Raw genomic sequence first — 24,722 nt, forward strand, 5'->3', positions numbered from 1 at the left:
ATTTAGATGTCGAACAGCAAGCGTGCTGGATCTTCCAGCGCTTCCTTCATGGCCACCAGGCCCAAGACAGCCTCACGGCCGTCAATGATGCGGTGGTCATACGACATGGCGAAGTAGTTCATGGGGCGAACCACGACTTGGCCGTTTTCCACCATGGCGCGGTCTTTGGTCGCGTGAACGCCCAAAATGGCCGACTGAGGTGGGTTGATGATGGGAGTCGACATCATCGAGCCGAAGGTGCCGCCGTTAGAGATGGAGAAGGTGCCACCGGTCATCTCTTCGATGCCCAGCTTGCCGTCACGGGCCTTGACGCCGAATTCAGCAATTTTCTTCTCGATCTCGGCAAAGCTCATCTGGTCGGCGTTGCGCAAAATTGGCACCACCAAACCGCGCGGGGAACCCACAGCGATACCGATGTCGAAGTAGCCGTGGTACACGATGTCATTGCCGTCCACCGAGGCGTTGAGCACGGGGAACTTCTTCAGGGCGTGCACGGCAGCCTTGACGAAGAAGCTCATGAAGCCGAGCTTGACGCCGTGTTCCTTCTCGAAACGCTCTTGCATGCGCTTGCGCATGTCCATGACCGGGGCCATGTTGATTTCGTTGAAAGTGGTCAGGATGGCGTTGGTTGACTGCGATTGCAGCAAACGCTCGGCCACGCGAGCACGCAGACGGGTCATGGGCACGCGCTGTTCTGGGCGGTCACCCAAAGCCACGGCTGGCGCCGAGACTTGCGGCAGGGTCTTGGCGGGCACTCCGGTGGGGATCACAGCGGCTGTGGACTTGACGCCACCAGCCACAGCGGACAACACATCACCCTTGGTGACACGGCCGTCTTTGCCGGAACCGGCCACCGAGCCAGAGGCCAGGTTGTTGTCAGCCATCAGCTTGGCAGCAGCGGGCATGGCCACACCGGCCATGTTGCCACCGGTGGCAGCAGCAGCGGCCACGGGGGCAGCTGCTGGTGCAGCAGCAGGAGCGGCGGCTGGGGCAGCAGCGGCTGCACCGGCTTTGCCTTCGGTGTCGATGCGGGCAATCAGCTGCTCTGCAGCCACAGTGCCACCGTCGGCCACGATGATTTCGGAGATCACGCCAGCCGCAGGTGCAGGCACTTCGAGCACGACTTTGTCGGTTTCGATTTCGATCAGGATTTCGTCAGCAGCGACGACTTCGCCGACTTTCTTTTTCCACTGCAGCATGGTGGCTTCCGCCACGGACTCAGACAGTTGGGGGACTTTGACTTCTACGATAGCCATGTTGAATTCTCTTTAAAAGTTAAACGCTAGGTTGTTCTGGTAGATCACTTGGTCAGCACGAAGCCCTTAAGCTTCGAGAAGGCAGCTTCGATCAATGCTTTTTGCTGGTCCTGGTGCAGGTGTGAGTAACCCACCGCTGGCGATGCGGACGCTGCGCGACCGGCATAACCGAGTTTCTGACCTTCGAGCATGTTCTCGTGGATGTTGTGCTGAATGAAGAACCAGGCACCCTGGTTCTGGGGTTCGTCCTGGCACCACACGATGTCGGTTGCGTTGGAGTACTTCTTGATCTCGGCAGCGAACGCCTTGTGCGGGAACGGATAGAGCTGTTCCACACGGATGATCGCCACATCGTCAAGGCCCTTGGCTTCACGGTGCTTGACCAGGTCGTAATAGACCTTGCCCGAGCAAGCGACAACGCGCTTGACCTTATCGGCCTTGATGTCCTTGGTTTCAGCGATCACGGTCTGGAAGCTGCCCTTGGTGAACTCGGACACCGGCGATGTGGCGTCTTTGTTGCGCAGCAGTGACTTGGGCGTGAAGATGACCAGCGGCTTGCGCAGGTCACGCACCATCTGGCGACGCAGCACATGGAAGATCTGGCTGGCCGTTGTGGGCTGCACGATCTGCATGTTGGTGTCGGCAGCCAGCTGCATGAAGCGCTCAACGCGGGCCGAGCTGTGCTCTGGGCCTTGACCTTCGTAGCCGTGTGGCAGCATCAGCGTCAGGCCGTTGACGCGGCCCCACTTGACTTCACCGGAGGCGATGAACTGGTCGATGACCACCTGTGCGCCGTTGGCAAAATCGCCGAACTGGGCTTCCCAGACCACCAAAGTGCTCGGGTCGTTCGAGGCGTAGCCGTATTCAAAGCCAAGCACGGCTTCTTCAGACAGGATCGAATCGATGACGACGAACGGTGCCTGCTTGTCCGAGACGTTTTGCAGGGCCACGTACGTGCCGGTGTCCCACTTCTCACGTTTTTGATCGTGAATCACGGCGTGGCGGTGCGTGAACGTGCCACGACCGCAGTCTTCACCCGACAAACGCACAGGGTAGCCGCTGGCCACCAAGGATGCGAAAGCCATGTGCTCGCCCATGCCCCAGTCTACTGGCGTGTCGCCACGGCCCATGGCTGCGCGGTCGTCATAAACCTTCTTGACCAGCTGGTGCGGTGTGACCGACTCAGGAATGGTGGTGATCTTCTCGGCCAGACGTTTCCAGTCGGCCAATGGGATGGACGTGTCACCGGCGTCGGTCCACTTCTTGCCCATGTAAGGCGCCCAGTCCACGGTGAACTTGGTTTTGAAGTTGGTCAGCACAGGCTCGGTTGTGTTCTTGCCTGCGTCCAAAGCAGCGCGGTAAGCCTTGACCATGTCGTCGCCCAGGGTTTCGCCCAGACCTTGTGTGGCCAATTTGTCGGCAAACAACTTGCGGGTGCCAGGATGTGCGCTGATTTTCTTGTACATCAGCGGCTGGGTCAGCGCAGGGGTGTCCTGCTCGTTGTGGCCCAGCTTGCGGAAGCAGACCACGTCCAGCACCACGTCCTTGCGGAAGGTCATGCGGTACTCAAGTGCCAGCTGGGTGGCCAGCACGACCGATTCGGGATCGTCACCGTTGACGTGCAGCACGGGCGCTTCGACCATCTTGACGATGTCGGTGCAGAACACGCTCGAGCGCATGTCGCGGGGGTCAGAGGTGGTGAAACCGATCTGGTTATTGATGATGATGTGGACGGTGCCGCCTGTGGAATAACCACGGGTCTGGGCCAGTGCCAGGGTTTCCTGGTTCACGCCCTGGCCGCCGAAAGCGGAGTCACCGTGCACCAGCACTGGCAGCACTTGCTGGCCCAGCGGGTCGTTGCGGCGGTCCATGCGTGCGCGCACGGAGCCTTCCACCACGGGGTTCACGATTTCCAGGTGCGAGGGGTTAAACGCCAGCGACAGGTGAACGGGGCCACCGGCCGTGTTCACGTCGGAGCTGAAGCCCTGGTGGTATTTCACGTCACCGGCAGGCAGGTCTTCAGGGGCGGTGTGGTCGAACTCGGCAAACAGGTCAGCAGGCAGCTTGCCCATGGTATTGACCAGCACGTTCAGACGGCCACGGTGAGCCATGCCGATCACGACTTCCTGCACGCCTTTGAGGCCCGCTTGCTGGATCAGTTCGTCCATCGCGGCGATGAAGCTCTCGCCGCCTTCGAGCGAGAAACGCTTTTGACCCACGTATTTGGTGTGCAAGTAGCGCTCCAGGCCTTCGGCTGCGGTCAGGCGGTCGAGGATCTGCTTTTTCTTGTCAGCGCCAAAGTTCGGCTTGCTGCGGATGCTTTCCAGCTTTTGCTGCCACCAGCGCTTTTCAGCCTGCTCGGTGGTGTACATGTACTCGGCGCCGATCGTGCCGCAGTAGGTTTCGCGCAGCGCATTGAGCAACTCGCGCAAGGACATGTTGTTCTTGCCGAAGAAGGTGTTGCTGGTGTCAAACACCGTTTCCTGGTCAGCGTCGGTGAAGCCAAAGAAAGCAGGATCGAGGTCAGGGATGTTGGGGCGCTCGGTGCGCTTGAGCGGGTCCAGATCGGCCCAGCGCTGGCCGACGTTGCGGTAAGCGGCGATCAGCTGCTGCACAGCGGTACGCTTGCGGCCCATTTCGACGTTTTCGCTGGCCATGACGACCTTGGTGCCGCCTGCTTTGGCGCGCTCTGCGAAAGCGTTGATAACGGGCATGTGAGGCACGTCTTTGGCATTGGAGCCGTCAACTGCGGGGACATGCTGGAGGGCGTCGAAGTATTCGCGCCAGGAGTCGGGCACGCTGCCTGGGTTGGCCAGGTAGTTTTCATACATCTCTTCGACGTACGGGCCGTTACCTCCGAAAAGGTGGGTGTTGCCTGAATAGGCAGCGTAGACGGAATTTGTCTCGCTCATTTTTCGCTGACCTCCGTTTCCCTCTGGGAAACATAAGTTGGTTGAGTATTACCTTCCGCGACACGGCTTGACCGGTTGGCGGATGCGACTGTGGCTAAGGAAGGGCCTGAGTAACTTTCGCATTGTGCCATGGGTTCACCGATATCAAACTTACAGGTTCAAGAAGTGCCGATGAAAAAAGACCCCGCCATAGGCGGGGTCTGTGGTCATCAGCCCTTGATCAATTCGACGATCTGCTGCAATGCAGCGGGATCGTCCATCGTGGTCAGATCGCCAGGATCACGACCTTCGGCCACAGCCTGGATGGCACGACGCAGCAGTTTGCCGCTGCGTGTCTTGGGCAAAGCCGAGACAAAGAACACACGCGATGGACGGGCCACAGCGCCGAGCTGCGAATCCACCACTTTCATGACTTCGCCTTCCAGCTTGAGACGTGCCGCAGCATCGGTCAGTCCAGATGTGTCTTTGGCGATGGCAAAAGCCATGGCCACTTGACCTTTGAGCTGATCGGCCACACCGACCACCGCCACTTCGGCCACGTTGGGGTGGCTGGAAATGCTTTCTTCGATCTCGCGGGTGCCCAGACGGTGACCGGCCACGTTGATCACGTCGTCGGTGCGACCCAGAATGAAGAAGTAACCGTCTTCGTCGCGCACCGCCCAGTCAAAAGTGCTGTAGACCAGCTTGTTGGGCACGGTTTTCCAGTAAGTCTTGACGAAACGGTCGTCGTCACCCCAAATGGTTTGCAGGTTGCCGGGAGGCAGCGGGCCTTCGATGGTCAACACGCCCTTCTGGTTGGCGCCGGTCAGCTCTTCACCCGTCTGGTCGTCGACCAGCTTGACGTTGTAACCGTAGATGGCTTTGCCGGGCGAGCCGAACTTGCTCGGTGCTTTTTCCACGCCATTGCAGATGCTCAAAATCGGCCAGCCGGTTTCGGTCTGCCAGTAGTTGTCGATGATCGGCTTGCCGTTCAGGCCTTCGGAAATCCACTTGGCGGTGGGCTCGTCCAGTGGCTCGCCTGCCAGGAACAGCGCTTGCAAGCTGGACAGATCGTATTTGGTGAGCAGCGCGGGGTCTTGCTTTTTCAGCACACGGATGGCCGTGGGTGCACTGAACATCACGTTGACCTTGTATTTCTCAACCAGGCTCCACCAGATGCCACCGTCAGGACGGATGGGCAGGCCTTCGTACATGATGGTGGCCATGCCGCCGATCAGTGGGCCATAAATGATGTAGCTGTGGCCCACGACCCAGCCAATGTCGCTGGTACAGAAGAATGTGCCACCAGGTTTGCCCTGGAAGATGTGCGGCATGCTGGCGGCCAGTGCCACGGTGTAGCCGCCTGTGTCGCGCTGCACGCCTTTGGGCTTGCCGGTGGTGCCAGATGTGTAAAGCGTGTAGCTCGAGTGGGTGGCATCGACCCACTCGCAAGGCACCACAGTATCCATGTGCTTGGCGCGTTCGGTGGCGTAATCCACATCGCGACCTGCCACGGGTGTGAATGGGGCCAGTTTGCGGTCGACCATGATCACGTTGGCAGGCTTGTGAGCCGACAGCTTGATGGCTTCGTCGAGCAGCGGCTTGTAAGGCACGCCCTTGCCGCCACGCGATCCTGCGTCGGCGCTGATGATGACCTTGGGCGAAGCGTCTTCAATGCGGGTGGCCAGTGAGTGCGAGGCAAAACCGCCAAACACCACCGAGTGGATGGCCCCCAGGCGCACGCAAGCCAGCATGGCGAACGCGGCCTCAGCGATCATGGGCATGTAAATCAGCACACGGTCGCCCTTGACCACGCCCAGGTCTTGCAAGATGGCGGCCATGCGTTGCACTTCGGCATGCAGGTCACGGAAGGTGTAAGTTTTTTCCTGATCGGTTTCGGTCGAAACAAAGATCAATGCAGGCTGGTCAGCACGCTCGGCCAGGTGGCGGTCCACGGCGTTGTGGCACAGGTTGGTTTGACCACCCACGAACCATTTGGCAAACGGCGGGTTGCTGTAATCGCAGATTTGCTGCGGCTGGACTTTCCAGTCCACCAATTTGGCCTGCTCGGCCCAGAATGCGTCGCGGTCGTTGATCGAGCGTGCGTGAAAGTCAGCAAAGCTGGCCATGAAGGTCTCCTGAATACCGAAAAAATGAATCCATCAAGTGGGGTCACTGGAAACCCGACACCCCACTCTTCTGAATTCATAATTATGGGCAAAGGACTTGCAACAAGCTGACTTTGTCAGTCACAAGACTGTGACCCACAAAGTTTGCCGTGCCCCATCATTTGAACAAGCTTTGCAGCAATTTGAAGTCCGGGTGTTCCGCGCTGCGAATCCATTCAAAGGCCAGCATCTCTGCGGTCACCAGCTCGGCCCCAGCCCCTGCAAGACGGTCATACGCTGCATCACGGTTGCGTTCGGTGCGTGAACTGCAGGCATCGGTCACGACCCAGACCTCAAACTCGTCTTCCAGCAAATCCAATGCGGTTTGCATGAGGCAAATGTGGGCTTCACACCCTGCCAGCACAATGCTTTTGCGCTCCTGAGCTGCGGCCTGGGGCTTTTGCAAATGGCGCGGCAAGCTGCGGGCATTGCCGCGGGGCGCTTGGGGGGGCCCAGGTTGCAGCCATTCACCCAAGCCCTCTTCCACCGCACTGAACTGCATCTTGGCCAACACTTGGCGGCAATGCATTCGCATCTCCGGGGGCAACTCGCCCAAGCGTGAAGGGTTTTGCTCTGTTCCCCAGATCGGCACATCCAAAGCCGCCGCCAACTCGGCCAGCTTGGCAGCATTGGCCCACACACTTTCAGCGTCGAACATCACAGGCTTGAGCTTGGGCTGCAAATCCACCAACACCAACTGGCATTCTTCAACATCAATCAACATAAAACCCCCATCTTTGATGGCCAGATTGTCGCAGGCGCCCACTACACCGTATTTTCTGACCCCCTCAAGCAAATCCAGCGTGCATTGATTGCCGTTGAGAACATCCGTTATGCTCAAAGCTTATGCGTTGGTTCACCCTGTTACTTTTCTGGCTTTCTTTGTCTTCGGGCGCCTTGGCCGCGCCTCAAGACGACGAGGCCCTCAAATCCTTGGTGGACAAGGGTTTGGTGTCGCAATTGACAGACCATCTCTACAACGCCAAAGACACCGCGAGTGATCAAGCCACAGGCCTGATCACTCAAGCCATGGACTTGCTGGGCGTGCCTTACCGGCGCGGTGGCAGCAGCGAAACCTCGGGATTTGATTGCAGCGGCTTCGTGCGCCATCTCTATGAAAAATCTGTGGGCCAGCTTTTGCCACGGCGCGCCGAAGAACAAGCGCGCAGCACCGACGTGATTGACCGCAGTGAACTGCAACCCGGCGATCTGGTGTTTTTCAACACCATGAAGCGCGCCTTCAGCCATGTTGGCATCTACATCGGCGATGGCAAATTCATCCATTCGCCCAGGTCGGGTAAATCCGTCAAAGTGGACGACATGCGCAGTGCCTATTGGCAAAACCGCTTCAACGGCGCCCGCAGGGTGCCGCTGGACGCAGAATCATCCAAACCATGAAGACACAAATCGACCACCTCGTGGTCATGGCCTCAACACTGGAACAAGGCGTAGCGTGGTGCGAAGCCACCTTGGGCATCACCCCGGCGGCTGGTGGTGAACACGAAAAATACGGCACCCACAACCGTTTGTTCAAAATCGCCTCGCCAGCACACCCTCTGGCCTATTTTGAAATCATCGCCATCAACCCCGACGCCCCGGCCCCCAAAGGATCCGTGGCACGCTGGTTTGACATGGACGACAAGGCTTTGCAAAAGGCTGTGGCTCAGGAACCGCGTCTGATCACCTTTGTCACCAGCACCGAGGACATCAAGACCGCCCGCCACACCTTGCGGACCCAGGGCATTGAGCGCGGCCAAATCGTGCACGCCAGCCGCAAAACCAACAAAGGCACACTCAACTGGCAAATCACGGTGCGCGAAGACGGCGAACGGCTGTTCAATGGCTGTCTGCCCACACTCATCCAATGGGGCAAGCCCGAAGCCACGGACCCCCTGCGCCTGCACCCGCGCAACAGCCTGCCACGTTCGGGCGTGACACTGCAAAGCATCGCCATCAGCCACCCCAGCGGACCCAAGCTGCAAGCGGCTTACGAAGCCATCGGCCTGAGTGGTATGGCCATCGACACCGGCCCCGCCAATTTGGTGGCCACGCTCAAAACACCCAAAGGCCTGGTGCAATTGCAAAGCCTGGGCATTTGAGTCCCACACAGGCGCTTCAGCCCTGCTCGTCCTTGGGCAATGTGGCCAAGAGCGCCATGCCCGCTGCCATGACCGCCGCCGTCAGCCACAGCGCCCCTCTGAACGTGCCCGTGGCTTGCGCCATGGCCCCAGCCACCACAGGCGCGATCACCTGCGCGGCGCCGTAACTCAAGGTCAGTCTGGCCATGGCTTTGCCCGGGTTCTGGGGAGCCCGGCGGCCCACCAGCGCCAGCGTCAAGCTCACGATGCCAATGAACGTGGCGCCATAGCCGATGGCGCCGCCCAAAGCTGCGGCCATCGAGCCCGACACGGCAGGCAAGATCACGGACAGCGTCTGCAAGCCAAAGGCCAGCAGCAAAGCCCGCGTATCGCCCCAGCGCCGCGCCACCTTGTCCCACAAGAACACCGCAGGCATGGCCGCCAGGCCCACCAGCGCCCAGGCCAAGGCGCCCTGCCCGGCCAAAGCCGGTTCACGCTCCACAATGGCCACAGTGAAAGTGGCACTGATCACAAAGCCCCAACCCGCCGCAAAATAGCTGCCCGCCATGGTCAACATCCAGCGGCGCGACACCTTGTTGCTCGCATCGGCTGCGCTGCTGGCTGCGGTTGCAGGCGGCACAGGCGGCCTCCAAAACCAGGCCGGCACAAAAAACACCAGCCCAATGGCCGCCATCGCCAGCCACTGCGATGACCACAGTGTCCAGATTTTCGAGACGCCCCAAACCCCGACGGCCGACACCACAATGCCCAGCCCCAGACCAATGAAATGCACCCCCAGCTCAGGCCGCCGCCCTTGGCGCATCAACCAGCCCAGCACCAGCCCTGCCCCGAGCAACATGCCGGTGGCCCCGCACAACCCGCCCAAATAACGCCACAGCGCCCAGGCTGGCATCCAGGTCGACAAAGCCATGCCAGCCACGGTGAACAAAGACATCCACAGCCCCATGCTGTAGAGCCGATGCCGCCAACGCACATCATCGATCCAGGCGGCGGCCAGCGCGCCCGAGATGTAGCCCGCGTAATTGATGGCCGCCAAAGCGCCCGCACTGGCATCGTTCAGCCCGGTTTGCAATTGCAAGGCGGGCAGCAAAGGGGTGTAGGCAAAACGCGCCAGACCAATGGTCAGCACCAGACCAAAAATGCCACCGATGATGACTTGCCAGGGTTTGAGGTGCGATGCGTCAGTGCTCATGTGTTGCGATATATCGTGGCAAACGGCGGTGGATGCAGCCGCCAGACCGCCGATTGTGAAGCAAGCCGCGCAATGAGTCTGTAGACACCAAGACAGGGCCGTGCCGCCATGACAGCTCGTGTTTCTTAGGTCGGAGGTCGAAGACTCCGACATGGCAGATACAGCGTGAGCGCTTATCGTCGCCCACTGCCCGGTTTGGCAAATTCAGCATCCACCCAGGCCTGCGCACTTTGGCGATTGAGCTTGAAACCGGCATCGACCTTGAACTCGGCCAGAGTATCGCCAGAGTCATCCTGCGCACTCAGCACGGCGTAGGGGTTGTCCTCATCGGGCACGATGCGCAAGAACACAGTCACCCGACTGTCTTTGCCGTTCACGGTCACGCTCTGATTCAGTTGGGCGTGCAGCTGCTGTTCGCTGCGACGCACGAACTCGCTGGCGGTCTTGACCAAGGTAATGAAAGCCGTTCCGTCCAATGGCTTGGGGTTCTTCTTGTCGCGGCCCATGGTCCAGGGGCCAACCAATGCAGGCTCGGACTCACCTTGCTTGTACATCGCCACCGCCCAACCGTCGTCATCTTCATTTTTGATGACTTTGGCGGTCCAATGCTCGTCCTGCCACAGGCGGGGTTCTTGCAGCAGCGGTGTGTCGTGTGTGTCGTCGGTCATGGTTCGTTGGAGAAAAGAGGGATGGCGATCATGCCTTATGCATTCAACCTCTTGAAGTCTTGATCACCAAGCATGGGAAGATTTTTTGTAGGAGCCCACCCCGCGGGCGATTTCATGCATACCGCCAAGGCAAGCCATCGCCCACAGGGTGGGCTCCTACGAAGACAAAAACATCGCCTGTAGAAAATTTTCTCTCGCCAAAACCATTGCCTTGGACGGATTTTTGTAGGAGCCCTCCCCCGTGGGCGATTTTCATGCACACCGCCAAGGAATGCCATCGCCCACAGGTTGGGCTCCTACAAAGGCAAAACCATCGCCTGTTCGCTTCTACAAAAAATCTTTGCTTTGTCGGTTGCTCAAGGCTGCAAATGCAAAGCCAGCACCAGCACCTGGCTCACGCCTTGCTCGCGCAACCGTGCCGCTGCCACCGTGGCAGCCCAGCGGGTACGCACTGTGCTGGCGACCAGCAGCACCGGGCCGTTCGGCAGTTCCGCATCGTCAGCCAACCGAATGGCCGACTCCAGATGCGCCACCACGGGTGTGGATGCGGTGTCGTCAGGCGCAGGCCCGCCGTGCCAGCTGAACACATCGTGCAGCGGCAGGCGCCCCTTGCGCGCAATGTGCTCGGCCAGCACGCGGTTGGCCGTCATGTCGGGCGCGGGCAGCGGCACCACGCACACCGGGCGCGCAGGCCAGGTCTTGGCCCAGCGTCCCAGCGTGGCCACGGCCCCGGCCAGCAAATCGGGCGGCACATCACCGGGGTTCAGGCGCAAAGCCTGCAGCTCGGTCACCCAGCCCGGGTCATCGGCAAAGGCCACAGCGCGGCCCACATCAAAGCCGCGAATCGCCCCTTTGCGCCCTACCCCGGCGGGCCAGCGTTTGCGTGGCTCGATGTCCACGTCCATGCCGCGCAAGAAGTTGCGTGCTGCGATCAATTTGTCTTGTGAGGGCGTCAAGCCCGGAAACGGCACATGCCCAGTACAGACTGAACACCGCCCGCAAGGTGCAGGCGACGGGTCGTCCAGAGCGGTTTGCAAATACGCCATCAGGCAACCCGCACCGTGTGCATACTGGCGCATGATGCCGGCCTCTTGCTGGCGCACCTGGGCCAGCGCCGTCCACTTGGCGGTGTCGTGCACATAGGGCACACCCGTGGCCCGCCAGGCCGTGCCGTCTTTGTCCACCACGCCCTCCACCGCCAAAATTTTCAGCAGCGCCTCCAGCCGCCCTCTTCGCACGCCCGTGTCGGCTTCGATCTCGATCAGGCTGCGTGCATCACCACCCAGGCTTTGCAACACCTTGGCCGCCGTATGCGGCTCAGGAATCGACGCGGTGGCGAAGTAATCCCAAATGCGCTCGTCTGCGTCGGAAGGCAGCAGCACCCCTTCGGCATGCGCCACCGCCCTGCCCGCCCGACCCACCTGCTGGTAATAGGCCACCGGGGTCGAGGGCGAGCCCATATGCACGCAAAAACCCAGGTCCGGCTTGTCGTAACCCATGCCCAGCGCCGAGGTGGCCACCACCGCTTTGACCTGGTTGTGGCGCAAACGGTCTTCCACCTTCAAGCGCGTGTCGGCGTCGATCTGGCCCGAATAGGCATCCACCGTATGGCCGCAGCTGCGCAAAAACGCGGTCAGTCGCTCGGCCTCGGCCACCGTCAGCACATACACAATGCCCGAGCCGGGCAATTGCTCCAGCGCGTCAGCAATCCAGGCATAGCGCTGCAAGGGCGACAAGCCCGGCACCACCGAAAGCGTGAGCGAGGTGCGCGCCAGCGTGCCGCGAAAGGTCACCGTGTTCGGGCCCAACTGCTTGCCAATGTCCAAAGTCACCCGCTCGTTGGCTGTGGCCGTGGTGGCCAGCACGCTGGCTGTTGGCGTGGACAAAAGCGCCCGCGCCAGCCGCTGGTAGTCAGGCCGAAAGTCAAAACCCCAATCGCTGATGCAATGCGCCTCGTCGATCACGATCAGGCCCACCCGGGCCAGCAAAGCGCCCAGCCGCGCCGCAAAGCGCGGGTTGCCCAGCCGCTCGGGCGAGACCAGCAGCACGTCGATGGCGTCCTCGTCCAGCCGCTGGAACACATCGTCCCAATCGTCGATGTTCGTGGAGTTGACCGTCGCGGCCTTCAGGCCCGCCCGCTCGGCCGCGCTCACCTGGTCGCGCATCAGCGCCAAAAGCGGCGAAACCACCAGCGTGGGGCCAGCGCCCGTGCTGCGGATCGCATGCGTGGCCGCCCAGTACACCGCCGACTTGCCCCAGCCCGTGGCCTGCACCACCAGCACGCGCGAGGCCGGTTGCAGCACGGCGTGTACGGCGTCCACCTGATCCGCCCTGGGCACCGCGCCTGGCCCGGCCAAACGGGCCAGGATGGCATGCATGTGGTGCTCCGCAAAGTCGCGGGATGTGTTCTCTTGTGGCATGGCGCGCTCCCTTTTTGACAGCGCTGATTTTGTCGATGAATCGTCTGGGTTGAAACAATTTTTTGAAATGCATCCATTTTCTTTATTTCTGTCTTGACAGAAATTTCAGACATAAACAGAATTCACCCATGACCAACGACACACAAGCTCCTCTCTCACCACTGGCTGAACGTTTTGTCCTGCACTGGGGCGAAATGGGTTCACGCTGGGGCGTCAACCGCACCGTCGCGCAAATTCATGCTTTGCTCTTCTTCACCGGCACACCGATGGCGGCCGATGACATTTCAAACACGCTCAACGTCGCACGCTCCAACGTCAGCAACAGCTTGAAGGAATTGCAAAACTGGAACCTGATTCGCGTGGTTCACCTCATGGGCGACAGGCGCGATCACTTCGAAACCAGCTCCGACGTATGGGCTCTGTTTCGCACCATCGTGGCGCAACGCAAGCAGCGCGAGTTCGATCCGACCATCAGTTTGCTGCGCGATGTGGTCAACGACAGCGCCTTTGACGCGGAAGACAAGTCCAGCCAATTGCGTGTCAAAGAGAGCCTGGCCCTGATGGAAACGCTCAACAGCTGGACCGAGGAAATGCTGCGACTCGAGCCTTCGACCCTGCTCAAAGTGATGAAGCTGGGTGCCAAAGTGCAGTCAATGATCAGAGGAAATCCAGGAGAAAAATCATGAAACAAGCCATTTTCACCACCCCTAATCAGGCCCTTTTGCCGATCACGGTCTATTACGACCATTCATGCCGCCTGTGCCGCAGCGAAATTGAAAATCTCAGCGCCAGAGACAAAAACGGCAACCTGCAAATGCTGGACTGTTCCTCACCCCAGTTTGATGCGAGCGATTTGCCATTTGACCAAGCGACACTGATGAACTGCATTCACGCCAGGGATGCGCAAGGCCAATGGCTCAAATCCACAGACGTGTTTGTGGTCTGCTACCGCGCCGCGCAGTTGCAAACCATCGCCCGCGCATTTGCGTTTGCCAAGCCGCTTGCGGAACGGGTGTACCCATGGATTGTGCGCAACCGTTACATCCTGTCTGGCCTGGGCATCCACAAACTGTTCAATGCCCTGACCCACCGGCAACTTCAGCGTCAAGCCAAGACAGCATGGGCGAACAGCCAGGCTTGCAAAGACGGCGCTTGTGACATTTCGCTGCATTCAACCACGGCCAAAGAGGTCCGCCCATGACAGTCTTGCTCTGCGGGGCCAGTGGTTTTTTAGGCCGCCACATCCGCGTGGCGCTGCAAGCGCAGGGCCACACAGTGGTGGGCGCAGGGTCAGTGCGCAATGCGCACAACCAACTGCGGGTCGATTACGCACAAGACACCTCTGTCGCCGCATGGCTGCCACGGCTCGAAGGCATTGACGCCGTGATCAATGCCGTCGGCGTGCTGCGCGATAGTTCACGCCGCCCCATTGAAGCCGTGCACAGCAAAACGCCCATCGCCTTGTTTGACGCCTGTAGTGTGGCCGGTCAACAACGCCGCCAAGCGCTGCGGGTGATTCAAATCTCTGCCCTGGGCATCGAGGGCAACGCCACCCGATACGCCAGCACCAAACGCGCCGCAGACGAGCACCTGCTGAGCTTGCACGCATCCGCCCAAGTGAACGCCACCGTGCTGCGGCCCAGCATTGTGTTCGGCCAAGGGGGGCAAAGCAGTCAGCTGTTTGTCCAGCTTTCAAAACTGCCTGTTCTGCTGCTCCCGCAGGCCGTGTTGACTGCACAGGTGCAGCCCGTGGCCGTCAAGGATTTGGCCAGCGCAGTGGCCTGGCTGGTCGCCCACCAGAGCGCCGAACCGCTGATCGAATGCGTGGGTGCGCAAGCACTGAGCTTGTCCGCATTCATCGCCAGCTTGCGACAACAGCAAAACCTCAAACCTGCTCGCGTCATGCCTTTGCCCCAGTGCTTGACCCGTCTGAGTGTCAGCATCGGCGACCGCATACCCGCCATTCCGTGGTGCAGCGAAACGCAGGCACTTTTGGCCAAAGACAACGTCAGCAACTCAGGCGCATTTGCACTGCTTCTCGGCCATGCGCCATTGCCAATTCAACATTTCTGGAGCCAGGCATGGAACCACTGAAAACTTTGCGCTTGAGCCTGGTGGCCGTCTGGCTGATCACGGGCGTGGTCAGCCTCTTTGAACTGCACGGACAAAGCGCCGACTTGCTCAAGAGCGCAGGTTTAAGCAACAGGTTCTGGATCGACACCCTCATCTGGAGCGGTGCAGGACTCGACTTTTTGCTGGGTTTTGCGCTGTGGTGGGCTCCGCGCAAAAGCGTTTACGGCATCGCCATGGCCAGCATGTGCCTGATGACTTTGATTGCCACACTGCTCAGCCCCTCACTGTGGTTGCACCCCCTGGGGCCTTTGCTCAAGAACATCCCGATCGCTGCCATGCTCTATGTACTCATTCGTGCCGAAAAATCATGAACACCTACCTCCTGCTCAAATACGTTCACATCCTGTCATCGGTGGTGCTGGTGGGAACCGGTTTCGGATCGGCTTATTACCTGTTTTTTGCGAACCGTACGCGAAGCGTGGAAGTCAAAGCCGAAGTCAGCCGCTTGTGTGTTCGCGCCGATTGGTGGTTCACGACACCCACGGTCATCATCCAGCCCGTGACAGGTTTTGTCATGGTCTATTTGGCTCAATTTCCGCTGACCACACCCTGGATCGCCTTGTCATTGGCGCTGTATGTGTTTGCGGGCATTTGCTGGTTGCCCGTGGTCTGGTTGCAAATCCAGATGGCCAAAATGGCACACACCGCCCATGCCCATGGATCGGCGCTGCCAGACAGTTATGAACGTTATCGCCGTTGGTGGGAGGGGTTGGGCTACCCCGCCTTTGTCAGCATGGTTGGCGTTTTTTATCTGATGGTGGCCAAGCCTGCGCTCTGGAACTGATGCAGCGCAGAGATAGACGACTCAACGGGGATTGTCCATTCGGACGTTGCTGAGGCAGTCTTCAACGTGATCGTCTCCGAGACGAGGTGTCGGGTGGGTGATGACCATCAGGACCTGATCAAGGCCGCAAAAACCAGCGCAGCAGCAGCGCCACCACCAACAGAGCCGCCACACTGGCGAGCCAAATACCCCAAAACCACAGCGCACGCTGCCACAGCGGCGCAGGCGTCTCGCCCGTTGGCAGGGCCACACTGTCGGTCCAGCGCCAAACCCGCCCCCATGCCCAGCGTGGCCGCGTCATGCGTGGTAGCCCTCGGCGTTGACCTTGCCGCGAAAAACCCAGTACGACCAGGCGGTGTAAGCCAAGATCAGGGGCAACACCACCGCCGTGCCGACCAGCATGAACACTTGGCTGCTGTGCTCGGTGGCGGCCTCCTGGAAAGTCACCGCACCGGGAACAACGTACGGAAAAATGCTGATGCACAAGCCTACAAAGCACAACAAAAAGACAAAGAGCGTCAGTAAAAAGGGCGCCAGCTCGCGGCCCGCCTTCAGGTTGCGAACAAAGGCCAAGCTGGCGGCGGCCACCAACACCGGCACGGGGGCCACCCAGCCAATGGCCGGCCAGCGCAACCATTTGTCAAAATAATCCGCGCTCAAAAACAAGGTCGCCAGACTGACCCAGCCAATGGCCAGCAAGGTGCCCGCGCCCAACCACCAGGCGAGGGTCCGGGCTTGTAACTGCAAGCCGCCTTCGGTCTTGAGGATCAGCCAAGTCGCTCCCAGCAAGGCATAGCCCACAACCACACTCACACCCGTGAGCAGTGAAAACGGCGTCAACCAATCCCACCAGCCCCCGGCATAAGCCCGGTGGCTGACGGCAATGCCTTGCAACAAGGCCCCGAGCACCACACCTTGGGCCATGGCCGCCAGCACAGATCCCCCGGTGAACGCCAAGTCCCAAAAGTGGCGGTGCGCTGGGTCGCGCCAGCGAAACTCAAACGCCACGCCCCGGAAAACCAGCGCCAACAGCATGGCGATGATGGGCGCGTACAGCGCGGAAAAAATCACCCCATAGGCCAACGGAAAAGCCGCCAGCAAACCGCCACCGCCCATGACCAGCCAGGTTTCATTGCCGTCCCAAACGGGGGCAATGCTGTTCATGGCTGTGTCGCGGTCGTGGCCGACCTTGAAGAGGTTGAACAAAATGCCAATGCCGAGGTCAAAGCCGTCGAGCACGACGTAAATGAAAACGGCCACCGCAATGATCAGCGCCCAAAGGAGGGTCAGGTCCCAGGTCATGTCTCGCTCCTCATGTCGGTGAACAAGGCGTCGGGGCGCATCGCGGCAGCGGGGGTCACGCCCGCACTGCGCACCGGAATGGGGGGCGGCTCGGGCTCGTGGGCGGCGGGCGGTTTGCCCATCAACTTGAGGATGTAGATCACGCCAGCCCCAAACACCGCAAAGTACACCAGCACGAAAGCCACCAGCGACACGGCCACAGCCGGTGCCGCCAAGGGCGAAACCGCTTCACTGGTGCGCAGCAGGCCATAAATGGTCCAAGGCTGGCGCCCCACCTCGGTGACGATCCAGCCCGCCAGCACCGCCACCAAGCCCGAAGGCCCCATGACCAATGCCATTCGGTGCAGCGCGCGGTTCTCATAGAGTTGGCCACGCAGGCGGGTGACCAGGCTCCACAGCCCCAAACCCGCCATCAAAAAGCCCAAGCCGACCATGACGCGAAACGCCCAGAAGACCACGCCCACCGGCGGTTGCAGATCGGGTGCCACAGTGTCCAGACCGGCCAAGGGCGCGTTCAGGTCGTGCCGCAGGATCAGCGACGAGAGCTTGGGGATTTCCAGGGCGTAGTCCACGCGCTGGTCAGCACTGTTGGGGATGCCGAACAAAATCAGCGGCGCGCCTTGCGGGTGGCTCTGGTAGTGGCCTTCCATGGCCATGACTTTGGTCGGTTGGTGTTCCAGAGTATTGAGGCCATGCAGATCGCCCAACACAATTTGCACGGGCGCCACCAGCGTGGCCATCCACATCGCCATCGAAAACATGATGCGCGAACGCGGATCGGTCCGGTCCTTGAGCAAGTGCCAGGCACCGACACCGCCCACGATGAAGGCCGTCGTCAGGTAGGCGGCCGACACGGTGTGCAAAAGGCGGTAAGGAAAACTCGGGTTGAAGATGATGGCCAGCCAGCTGCCCGCACTGATGAATTGCCCCTGGGCGTTCATGGCGTAGCCGACGGGTGTCTGCATCCAGCTGTTGACCGACAAAATCCAGAATGCCGAGACAACCGTGCCCAGCGCCACCATCACAGTGGCCAGGAAATGCAGGTGCTTGCCCACGCGCCGAATGCCAAACAGCATCACCCCCAAAAAGCCCGCTTCCAGAAAAAAGGCGGTCAGCACCTCATACGCCATGAGTGGGCCAATGATGGGCCCGGCTTTGTCCGAGAAAACCGCCCAATTGGTGCCAAATTGGTAGGACATGACGATGCCGGACACCACACCCATGCCAAACACCAGCGCAAAAATCTTGACCCAATAGCGAAACAAGTCCATGAACTCCGCGCGCCCCGTCTTGAGCCACAAAGCTTCGAGCACCGCCAAATAACTCGCCAGGCCAATGGTGATGGACGGGAACAAAAAATGGAAGCTGACCGTGAAGGCAAACTGAATGCGTGCCAACAGCAAGGCGTCGGGAAATTGAAGCATGGGATGTCTTTCTAGAATTTCTACTGAATAGACGGTCGCTTTTTAACAAGTCTATGGATGAAAAATCTTTTTCGTCCATACACCCTCTGGACAAGGTAGACGCTGCAAAAGTCCCCCCACAGTGTGCGATGCGGGAGTGACCGTGGGCAAGCTGCAGTTTTTGTGCGGTACCCCGCAAAATGACTACCGCTCAAGACCAGCCCCGAACTGCCCGACAATCACCCCTTTGGTTCTTTCCCTTTCGGCAACAGCATTTATGGCGATTCAATGGTTCCCCGGACACATGCACCTCACGCGCAAAGCGATCGGGGAACGCATCAAAGAAATTGACGTCGTCATCGAAATGCTCGACGCCCGCTTGCCTGGCTCCAGCGCCAACCCCATGCTGGCCGAGCTGATCAAGGGCAAACCTGCCCTCAAAATCCTGAGCAAACAAGACCTGGCCGACCCGGCACGCACCCAGCAGTGGCTGGCCCACTACAACGCCATGCCCGGCGTGAGCGCCCTGGGTCTGGACACCAGCATGACTTCGCCCGCCAAAGCGCTGATCGACGCTTGCAGGCAACTCGCACCCAATCGGGGCGGCATGGTCAAGCCCATGCGCGTGCTCATTTGCGGCATCCCCAACGTGGGCAAGTCCACCCTCATCAACACCCTCAAAGGCAAACGTGCCGCCAAGACGGGCGACGAAGCGGGTGTGACCAAACAAGAGTTGCGCATTGCCCTGGCCGATGACTTCTACCTTTACGACACCCCCGGCGTGCTGTGGCCGCGCATCATCGTTGAGCAAAGTGGCTACAACCTGGCCGCCAGCGGTGCGATTGGCGTGAACGCGTTTGACGAAGAAGTCGTGGCGCTGGAACTGCTGAACTACCTGATCCCCAACTATCCGCAGGCACTGACGGACCGCTACAAGATCGCCGACGTGGCCAGCCACACCGACGAAACCTTGCTCGAAGCCATTGGCCGCCAGCGCGGCGCTGTGCAAAGCGGCGGACGCGTCAACACCACCAAAGCCGCACACCTGGTGATTCACGACTTCCGTGCAGCCGCTATGGGCCGCCTCACGCTGGAAACCCCACAAGAATTTGCGAAATGGCTGGCCGAAGGCAAAAAGGCGGATGCAGAGCGGGCCGTGCGCAAAGAGGCCACCGACAAAGCCAAGAAGCCACAACGCAAGTGAAAGGCTGCTAGAGCGGTCGCTTGGGTGCGCCACCAGCCTCAAGCGTGACACGGCCGCTTGTTTTTTTCATCTAGGATGCGCCGAGGCAGATGCACTGCCAAGGAGACGGCCCTTGAAAACTTCAATCCCGTGGTGGATCGCGGCATTGGCACTGGTCAGCGGTACTGCGCAAGCAGCCTACCCTGACAAATCCATCAAGATCGTGGTGGCCTTCCCACCGGGCAGCTCCACCGACATCGTGGCCCGCGCCTTGGGCCAGCCCTTGTCCGAGGCCATGTGCCAGCCTGTGGTGATCGAAAACCGCCCCGGCGCAGGCGGCAACATCGGCACGCAGGCCGTGGCACGCTCAGCCCCTGACGGCTACACCTTCCTCATGCACAGCGTGGCCTACTCGGTCAATCCTTCGCTCTACAGCAAGGCCGGTTACGACGTCGGCAAAGAACTCACCGGTGTGGCCATGGCCGCCGTTTCGCCCAACATCATCTATGTGCTCCCCTCAGTCAAGGCCAACAGCCTCAAGGAACTGCTGGCGCTGGCCCCCACCGTAAAGCTCAGCTACGCCTCCTCGGGCAACGGCACCACCACCCACCTGGGGGCCGAATTGCTGTTCCGCAACCTGGCCAAAGTGGACATCCTGCACGTCCCTCACGCACCGGCCTCGGCGGCCAACGCCGTGGTCAGCGGCCAGGTGCCCGTGGGTTCCACCTCCATTCCGCCCGTGGTTCAACTGGCCAAAGCGGGCAAAGTGAGGCCCTTGGCCGTGACCAGCAGCAAGCGCAGCAGCGCCCTGCCCGATGTGCCCACCGTGGCCGAATTGGGCTACCCGGGCTTTGAGGCCAACACCTGGTTCGCCATGCTGGCTCCCACAGGCACACCGCGTGAAGTGCTTGACCGCGTCAACACCGAAATCAACAAGATCCTGCAAAACAAGGCCCTGAACGAAGGCTTTGCCGCGCAGTCGCTGGAGACCGTGCGCATGGACCGCCCCACGCTCGACGCCTACCTGAGCGCCGAGGCCTAAAAGTGGGGCCATGTCGTGCAGCAAACCGGCGCCAAAGTGGACTGATCCCAAACCCCACCACCATCCCAAAGAAAGCCACCATGAGACTCATCAGCTACACCCACGACAAAGCGACACGCTACGGCGTCTTGCTAGGCCAAGGCGTGGTCGACATGCGCCAGTGCATGGACAACGCGCCCGCCAGCATCAACGACTTTTTTGCGCAAGCCAGTGGCAACGCGACGCTCATGGCCAGCATCGCCCAACGCGCGGCCAGCGCCACCGCCACGCCGCTGGCACAGGTCAGCCTGCTGCCCTGCGTGCCGCGCCCCAGCAAGATCATCTGCCTGGGTGTGAACTACCACGACCACGCGGCCGAAGGCGGCAACAAGGTGGCGGACTACCCCACCATCTTTTTCCGTGGCCCGTCATCTTTGCAGGCCCACGGCGGCACCATCCCAATCCCGCCCATCTCCACATCACTCGACTACGAGGCCGAGCTGGCCTTGGTGATCGGCAAGACCACTCGCAACGTGAGCGAGGACCAGGCACTGGACTCGGTGTTTGCCTATGCCTGTTTCAACGACGCCACCTTCCGCGACTACCAGCGCAAAACCACCCAATGGACCGTGGGCAAGAACTTTGACCAAACCGGCGGCTTTGGCCCCTGCTTGGTGACCGCCGATGAACTGCCCCCGGGATGCGTGGGTCTGCACATCGAGTCGCGCCTGAACGGCCAGGTCATGCAAAGCGCCTCCACCACCGACATGGTGTTCCATGTGGCTCCGACGATCGCCATGATGTCGGCCTGCATGACGCTCGAGCCCGGCGACGTGATCGTCATGGGCACCCCAGCCGGTGTCGGCTACGCCCGCAAGCCCCCCGTGTGGATGCAGCCAGGCGACACGATTGAGATCGACATCGAAGGCATCGGCATTTTGAGCAACCCAGTCGGACTGCTGTCCGCCTGAACCCGTCCTGCCATGAAAAACATCACCCGAGACAACCTGACGGACACGGTCAAAAGCAGTTTTGCCCAGATCGACGATGAACGCCAGCGCCACCTGGTCAACCGCCTGGTGCATCACCTGCACGCTTTTGCCACCGAAACCGGCCTGAGCCACGACGAATGGCGCGAAGGCATCGCCTTTTTGCACCGCATGGCCGAGATCAGCAGCCCCTCGCGCAGCGAGTTCACCCTGCTGTCTGACGTGCTGGGCTTGTCATCTCTGGTGGACCTGCTGGCCGCCCGGCCCGGCGCCACCGAGGGCAGCGTGCTCGGGCCTTTTCATACCCGGGGCTCGCCTTGGGTGGACAACGGCAGCAACTTGATCCGTGACAACGCGGGCGAGCCTGTGCTGATTCAAGGGCGTGTGACCGACATCGATGGCCAACCCCTGGCCAACGCCACGATCGACTTCTGGCAAAACGCCGACAACGGCATGTACTGGCAAATCGACGACAGCCAGCCCCAAGACAATCTGCGCTGCCAGATCAAAGTGCAAGCCGATGGTTGCTTTGAACTGGCCACCATCCGCCCCCGCCCTTACCTGGTGCCCACCGACGGCCCGGTGGGCGAGTTGCTGCGCGTGTCGCGCCGAGACGCCTGGCGGCCGGCGCATTTCCACATCATTGTCGAAGCGCCCGGCCACCGCAGCCTGATCACCGAAGTCTTTGACGAAGCCGATCCTTGGGTGGACAAAGACGCCGTCTTTGGCGTGCGCGCCTCGCTGGTTCGCCCATTCACACCCGCGTCCGACGCGGCCACGGCCCAGCGCATGGGCCTGCCCGCCAACTACCTGAGCGTGGACCTGCCGATCCGGCTGGCACGCGAAGATTGACGATACCCAGCCACCAGAAAGCACCTCATCCATGACGAACAAATGCACGGTCCAAGTGCTCATTGCTGGCGGTGGCCCCTGCGGACTCATGCTGGCCAATGAGCTGGGGCGACGCAACATCTCGTGCCTGCTGGTGGACGCCAAACCCGGCACAGCCTTCAATCCGCAGGCCAATGCAACCCAGGCACGGACCATGGAGCATTTCAGGCGTCTGGGCTTTGCACACGAAATTCGGAGCATGGGCCTGCCACCGGACCACCCCACCGACATCACCTACCTCACCCGCTTTGCAGGCACCGAACTGGCCCGACTTCGCCTGCCCACAGCGGCGGCCGCGCCGCAAGCCATCAAGAACATGTCGGGCTCCTGGAGCGCGGCCGAGTTGCCGCATCGGGTCTCACAGAAATACGTCGAGGTTTGCCTGCACCGTCATGCGCAGCAGCAAGCCAGCATTGAAATGCGCTACGGCTGGCAACTGCAGCAGTTCACCGACACGGGCGACGGCATCGAGGCCCTTGTGGCCTCGGTCAACGGTGGGCAAACGCTGAACGTGAAAGCCGACTACCTGGTCGGCGCTGACGGTGCACGCAGTAGGGTGCGGCACCAGCTGGGCATCGCCTGGGGCGGGGCCACCGGGTTCAAGCGCAAGTTCATGGGCGGCAAGATGCTGGCGGTCTACCTCAATGCCCCCGACTTTTATGCCCGCAACCCCAATGACCGCGCCTGGATGTACGTGGTGGTCAACCCCGAGTTGCGTGCATTCATCATGTCGGTGGACGGCGTGAGCGAGTTTGCCTTCCACATCCAGATGGCCGACGACGCCGCCACCGAAGCCCTGACCGAGGCCGATGCGCGTCGCTTGTTTGCGCAGGCCTTTGGGCAGCCCATCGACATCGAGATCTTGTCCATGGCCACCTGGATGGCCGGCCACGCCCTGGTGGCAGAGTCCTTTCAACAAGGCCGCGTGTTTTTGGGTGGTGATGCAGCGCACCTCTTCACCCCCACAGGCGGCTTGGGCTACAACACGGCGGTTGAAGACGCCGTCAACCTCAGCTGGAAGTTGGCCAGCGTGCTCAAGGGCGTGGCCCCTGCGAAGTTGCTGGACAGCTACCACCTCGAGCGCCATGCGCTGGCCGTGCGCAACACGGGCTATGCGCGGCAGTTTGCCGACTCCATTGGCTTGTTCGACGCCGCGCCCGAACTCGAAGACGCCAGCCCGCCAGGCGAACAAGCCCGTACCGTGGCTTCGGATTACCTCAATGGCCATGTGCGCCGCGAGTTCAACATCCCCGGCGTGACCTTTGGCGGGCGCTACGACAGCAGCCCCATCGTCGTGGGCGACGGCACCACCGCGCCGCCCGATGCCGCCAACAGCTATACACCCTGCGCCACACCGGGTGGCCGACCACCCCACGCCTGGCTGCCAGACGGCCGCTCGCTGTTTGACACCTTCCACACCGAATGGACCTTGCTGGTGCTGGGCCCTGACCGTGCCGACACTTCCGCATTTGAAAGCGTTGCCGCGTCCATGGGCCTGGATTTGAAAGTGGTGCACCAGCCCAGCAGTGAGATATTGGCACTCTACGAAGCGCCCATGGTCTTGATCCGCCCGGACCAAATCGTGGCCTGGCGCGGGCACCACACTGAAGCAGCCCAGGCCGTGTTGGCGCAAGTGCTCGGAGCAGGCGCTACAGTGCGTGCCTGACACCACGAATGCCTCCACATGAACGCACGCTTGCCCACGCCCGACAAAGACGCCATCGCCCTCCTCCCGCCATTTGAACGTTTGGGGCTGGACCGCATCACCTTGGTGTGCACGGGCGCACAGGCCAGCCATGCCTACGACCAACTGACCCAGGCACGGGCTTGGGGTTTTGACACCGAGTCCAAGCCCACCTTCAAGGTGGGCGAAGCGTCTGACGGGCCACACATCCTGCAGCTGTCTACAGCCGAGCGGGCTTGGGTTTTTCAGCTGCACGACCCCGATTGCCGAGCTGTGGCTGCACAGTTGCTGGCCTTGGGCGGCATTGCCAAAGCCGGGTTTGGTCTGGGCGATGACCGAAAACGCATCATCCACAAACTGGGCATCGAGCCCCAAGGCATCCTGGAGCTCAACACCGTCTTCCACCAACGCGGCTACCGCAAAGACATGGGCGTCAAAGGCGCAGTGGCGGTGCTGTTCAACCAGCGCTTCATCAAATCCAAAAAAGCCGCCACCAGCAACTGGGCCAATGCCCGCTTGAGCGAAGCGCAACTGATTTATGCGGCCAACGATGCCTATGCGGCGATTCGGGTCTGGCAGGCGCTGGGGCTTTGAACACGGCTTGAATCCTTGGGCTGTGCGGTAAAGGCGCCGTGTCT

23 protein-coding genes are annotated in these 24,722 nt (G+C 60.8%); 13 read left to right on the forward strand and 10 right to left on the reverse strand.

The features are described 5' to 3' along the window. Positions 1 to 2: 2 nt before the first annotated feature. The 4 genes from odhB to B9Z51_RS07790 form a co-directional block, all read right to left on the reverse strand. Entirely contained in the window at positions 3 to 1,256 is a 1,254-nt protein-coding gene (gene odhB, locus B9Z51_RS07775) for a 2-oxoglutarate dehydrogenase complex dihydrolipoyllysine-residue succinyltransferase (RefSeq protein ID WP_108373418.1), read from the reverse strand. Between the two features lie 44 nt (positions 1,257 to 1,300). Then, a complete protein-coding gene (locus B9Z51_RS07780) occupies positions 1,301 to 4,168 on the reverse strand; it encodes a 2-oxoglutarate dehydrogenase E1 component (protein ID WP_108373420.1) in 2,868 nt (955 codons plus the stop codon). A gap of 209 nt (positions 4,169 to 4,377) precedes the next feature. Beyond that, a complete protein-coding gene (locus B9Z51_RS07785) occupies positions 4,378 to 6,276 on the reverse strand; it encodes a propionate--CoA ligase (RefSeq protein ID WP_108373422.1) in 1,899 nt (632 codons plus the stop codon). Between the two features lie 157 nt (positions 6,277 to 6,433). Beyond that, complete coding sequence (locus tag B9Z51_RS07790; protein ID WP_108374849.1) at positions 6,434 to 7,039, reverse strand: isochorismatase family protein; 606 nt, start codon at positions 7,037 to 7,039, stop codon at positions 6,434 to 6,436. A 122-nt stretch (positions 7,040 to 7,161) separates the two neighbouring features. Here B9Z51_RS07790 and B9Z51_RS07795 point away from each other — a divergent pair, with 122 nt between their 5' ends. Further along, positions 7,162 to 7,713: a C40 family peptidase gene (locus B9Z51_RS07795; RefSeq protein WP_108373424.1), complete on the forward strand. Its 552-nt coding sequence runs from the start codon at positions 7,162 to 7,164 to the stop codon at positions 7,711 to 7,713. After that, the gene (locus tag B9Z51_RS07800) at positions 7,710 to 8,414 is read left to right on the forward strand and encodes a VOC family protein (RefSeq protein ID WP_108373426.1); all 705 of its coding nucleotides are present in this window, start codon (positions 7,710 to 7,712) and stop codon (positions 8,412 to 8,414) included. The genes B9Z51_RS07795 and B9Z51_RS07800 overlap by 4 nt, the downstream gene beginning before the upstream one ends. Before the next feature lie 16 nt (positions 8,415 to 8,430). On the opposite strand, the gene B9Z51_RS07805 is transcribed toward B9Z51_RS07800, so the two are convergent. From B9Z51_RS07805 to B9Z51_RS07815, 3 genes are all read right to left on the reverse strand, one after another. Next, entirely contained in the window at positions 8,431 to 9,606 is a 1,176-nt protein-coding gene (locus B9Z51_RS07805) for a YbfB/YjiJ family MFS transporter (protein ID WP_108373427.1), read from the reverse strand. Positions 9,607 to 9,779: 173 nt separating this feature from the next. Further along, a complete protein-coding gene (locus tag B9Z51_RS07810; protein WP_108373429.1) occupies positions 9,780 to 10,274 on the reverse strand; it encodes a hypothetical protein in 495 nt (164 codons plus the stop codon). Positions 10,275 to 10,630: 356 nt separating this feature from the next. Then, positions 10,631 to 12,694, reverse strand: a complete 2,064-nt coding sequence (locus B9Z51_RS07815; protein WP_233254878.1) for an ATP-dependent DNA helicase RecQ — start codon at positions 12,692 to 12,694, stop codon at positions 10,631 to 10,633. 128 nt (positions 12,695 to 12,822) lie between these two features. Between B9Z51_RS07815 and B9Z51_RS07820 the strand changes: the two genes are divergently transcribed. The 5 genes from B9Z51_RS07820 to B9Z51_RS07840 are packed head-to-tail and all read left to right on the forward strand — an operon-like array spanning position 12,823 to position 15,611. Next, positions 12,823 to 13,380: a GbsR/MarR family transcriptional regulator gene (locus tag B9Z51_RS07820; RefSeq protein ID WP_108373433.1), complete on the forward strand. Its 558-nt coding sequence runs from the start codon at positions 12,823 to 12,825 to the stop codon at positions 13,378 to 13,380. Further along, positions 13,377 to 13,895 (forward strand): thiol-disulfide oxidoreductase DCC family protein, encoded by a 519-nt coding sequence (locus tag B9Z51_RS07825; protein ID WP_108373435.1) that lies wholly within the window; start codon positions 13,377 to 13,379, stop codon positions 13,893 to 13,895. Before B9Z51_RS07820 ends, B9Z51_RS07825 begins: the two co-directional genes overlap by 4 nt. Continuing rightward, a complete protein-coding gene (locus tag B9Z51_RS07830) occupies positions 13,892 to 14,788 on the forward strand; it encodes an NAD-dependent epimerase/dehydratase family protein (RefSeq protein ID WP_108373437.1) in 897 nt (298 codons plus the stop codon). The genes B9Z51_RS07825 and B9Z51_RS07830 overlap by 4 nt, the downstream gene beginning before the upstream one ends. Beyond that, positions 14,776 to 15,138, forward strand: coding sequence for a DoxX-like family protein (locus tag B9Z51_RS07835; protein ID WP_108373439.1), 363 nt, complete (start codon positions 14,776 to 14,778; stop codon positions 15,136 to 15,138). Before B9Z51_RS07830 ends, B9Z51_RS07835 begins: the two co-directional genes overlap by 13 nt. Continuing rightward, entirely contained in the window at positions 15,135 to 15,611 is a 477-nt protein-coding gene (locus tag B9Z51_RS07840; protein ID WP_108373441.1) for a DUF2269 domain-containing protein, read from the forward strand. Before B9Z51_RS07835 ends, B9Z51_RS07840 begins: the two co-directional genes overlap by 4 nt. Positions 15,612 to 15,729: 118 nt before the next feature. Here B9Z51_RS07840 and B9Z51_RS07845 read toward each other — a convergent pair whose 3' ends face one another. From B9Z51_RS07845 to B9Z51_RS07855, 3 genes are read right to left on the reverse strand one after another with little or no spacing between them, the layout of a single operon-like run. Next, positions 15,730 to 15,912, reverse strand: coding sequence for a DUF2474 family protein (locus B9Z51_RS07845; RefSeq protein WP_108373443.1), 183 nt, complete (start codon positions 15,910 to 15,912; stop codon positions 15,730 to 15,732). After that, a complete protein-coding gene (gene cydB, locus B9Z51_RS07850) occupies positions 15,909 to 16,913 on the reverse strand; it encodes a cytochrome d ubiquinol oxidase subunit II (protein ID WP_108373445.1) in 1,005 nt (334 codons plus the stop codon). The genes B9Z51_RS07845 and cydB overlap by 4 nt, the downstream gene beginning before the upstream one ends. After that, positions 16,910 to 18,337: a cytochrome ubiquinol oxidase subunit I gene (locus B9Z51_RS07855; protein WP_108373447.1), complete on the reverse strand. Its 1,428-nt coding sequence runs from the start codon at positions 18,335 to 18,337 to the stop codon at positions 16,910 to 16,912. Before B9Z51_RS07855 ends, cydB begins: the two co-directional genes overlap by 4 nt. A gap of 256 nt (positions 18,338 to 18,593) precedes the next feature. On the opposite strand from B9Z51_RS07855, the gene ylqF reads away from it, so the two are divergent. From ylqF to B9Z51_RS07885, 6 genes are all read left to right on the forward strand, one after another. Further along, a complete protein-coding gene (gene ylqF / locus B9Z51_RS07860; protein WP_108373449.1) occupies positions 18,594 to 19,520 on the forward strand; it encodes a ribosome biogenesis GTPase YlqF in 927 nt (308 codons plus the stop codon). A 112-nt stretch (positions 19,521 to 19,632) separates the two neighbouring features. Beyond that, positions 19,633 to 20,541: a tripartite tricarboxylate transporter substrate binding protein gene (locus tag B9Z51_RS07865; protein WP_158272848.1), complete on the forward strand. Its 909-nt coding sequence runs from the start codon at positions 19,633 to 19,635 to the stop codon at positions 20,539 to 20,541. An 80-nt stretch (positions 20,542 to 20,621) separates the two neighbouring features. Continuing rightward, the gene (locus tag B9Z51_RS07870) at positions 20,622 to 21,491 is read left to right on the forward strand and encodes a fumarylacetoacetate hydrolase family protein (protein WP_108373453.1); all 870 of its coding nucleotides are present in this window, start codon (positions 20,622 to 20,624) and stop codon (positions 21,489 to 21,491) included. 12 nt (positions 21,492 to 21,503) lie between these two features. Beyond that, entirely contained in the window at positions 21,504 to 22,361 is an 858-nt protein-coding gene (locus B9Z51_RS07875; protein WP_108373455.1) for a dioxygenase, read from the forward strand. Positions 22,362 to 22,392: 31 nt separating this feature from the next. Then, a complete protein-coding gene (locus tag B9Z51_RS07880) occupies positions 22,393 to 24,066 on the forward strand; it encodes an FAD-dependent oxidoreductase (protein WP_108373457.1) in 1,674 nt (557 codons plus the stop codon). Positions 24,067 to 24,084: 18 nt separating this feature from the next. Continuing rightward, the gene (locus B9Z51_RS07885; RefSeq protein ID WP_108373458.1) at positions 24,085 to 24,678 is read left to right on the forward strand and encodes a 3'-5' exonuclease; all 594 of its coding nucleotides are present in this window, start codon (positions 24,085 to 24,087) and stop codon (positions 24,676 to 24,678) included. Positions 24,679 to 24,722: the final 44 nt, after the last annotated feature.

The sequence above is a fragment of the Limnohabitans sp. T6-5 genome (genome assembly GCF_003063315.1).
GTDB lineage: Bacteria > Pseudomonadota > Gammaproteobacteria > Burkholderiales > Burkholderiaceae_C > Limnohabitans_A.

Bases quoted from the DNA above. Each gene is read 5' to 3' on its own strand.
- B9Z51_RS07815 (WP_233254878.1), bottom strand. From the start codon at position 12,694: ATGCCACAAGAGAACACATCCCGCGACTTTGCGGAGCACCACATGCAT.
- B9Z51_RS07820 (WP_108373433.1), top strand. From the start codon at position 12,823: ATGACCAACGACACACAAGCTCCTCTCTCACCACTGGCTGAACGTTTT.
- B9Z51_RS07830 (WP_108373437.1), top strand. From the start codon at position 13,892: ATGACAGTCTTGCTCTGCGGGGCCAGTGGTTTTTTAGGCCGCCACATC.
- B9Z51_RS07875 (WP_108373455.1), top strand. From the start codon at position 21,504: ATGAAAAACATCACCCGAGACAACCTGACGGACACGGTCAAAAGCAGT.
- B9Z51_RS07795 (WP_108373424.1), top strand. From the start codon at position 7,162: ATGCGTTGGTTCACCCTGTTACTTTTCTGGCTTTCTTTGTCTTCGGGC.
- cydB (WP_108373445.1), bottom strand. From the start codon at position 16,913: ATGACCTGGGACCTGACCCTCCTTTGGGCGCTGATCATTGCGGTGGCC.
- ylqF (WP_108373449.1), top strand. From the start codon at position 18,594: ATGGCGATTCAATGGTTCCCCGGACACATGCACCTCACGCGCAAAGCG.
- B9Z51_RS07790 (WP_108374849.1), bottom strand. From the start codon at position 7,039: ATGTTGATTGATGTTGAAGAATGCCAGTTGGTGTTGGTGGATTTGCAG.
- B9Z51_RS07870 (WP_108373453.1), top strand. From the start codon at position 20,622: ATGAGACTCATCAGCTACACCCACGACAAAGCGACACGCTACGGCGTC.
- B9Z51_RS07845 (WP_108373443.1), bottom strand. From the start codon at position 15,912: ATGACGCGGCCACGCTGGGCATGGGGGCGGGTTTGGCGCTGGACCGAC.
- B9Z51_RS07780 (WP_108373420.1), bottom strand. From the start codon at position 4,168: ATGAGCGAGACAAATTCCGTCTACGCTGCCTATTCAGGCAACACCCAC.
- B9Z51_RS07825 (WP_108373435.1), top strand. From the start codon at position 13,377: ATGAAACAAGCCATTTTCACCACCCCTAATCAGGCCCTTTTGCCGATC.
- B9Z51_RS07855 (WP_108373447.1), bottom strand. From the start codon at position 18,337: ATGCTTCAATTTCCCGACGCCTTGCTGTTGGCACGCATTCAGTTTGCC.
- B9Z51_RS07835 (WP_108373439.1), top strand. From the start codon at position 14,776: ATGGAACCACTGAAAACTTTGCGCTTGAGCCTGGTGGCCGTCTGGCTG.
- B9Z51_RS07840 (WP_108373441.1), top strand. From the start codon at position 15,135: ATGAACACCTACCTCCTGCTCAAATACGTTCACATCCTGTCATCGGTG.
- B9Z51_RS07810 (WP_108373429.1), bottom strand. From the start codon at position 10,274: ATGACCGACGACACACACGACACACCGCTGCTGCAAGAACCCCGCCTG.
- odhB (WP_108373418.1), bottom strand. From the start codon at position 1,256: ATGGCTATCGTAGAAGTCAAAGTCCCCCAACTGTCTGAGTCCGTGGCG.
- B9Z51_RS07880 (WP_108373457.1), top strand. From the start codon at position 22,393: ATGACGAACAAATGCACGGTCCAAGTGCTCATTGCTGGCGGTGGCCCC.
- B9Z51_RS07800 (WP_108373426.1), top strand. From the start codon at position 7,710: ATGAAGACACAAATCGACCACCTCGTGGTCATGGCCTCAACACTGGAA.
- B9Z51_RS07885 (WP_108373458.1), top strand. From the start codon at position 24,085: ATGAACGCACGCTTGCCCACGCCCGACAAAGACGCCATCGCCCTCCTC.
- B9Z51_RS07805 (WP_108373427.1), bottom strand. From the start codon at position 9,606: ATGAGCACTGACGCATCGCACCTCAAACCCTGGCAAGTCATCATCGGT.
- B9Z51_RS07785 (WP_108373422.1), bottom strand. From the start codon at position 6,276: ATGGCCAGCTTTGCTGACTTTCACGCACGCTCGATCAACGACCGCGAC.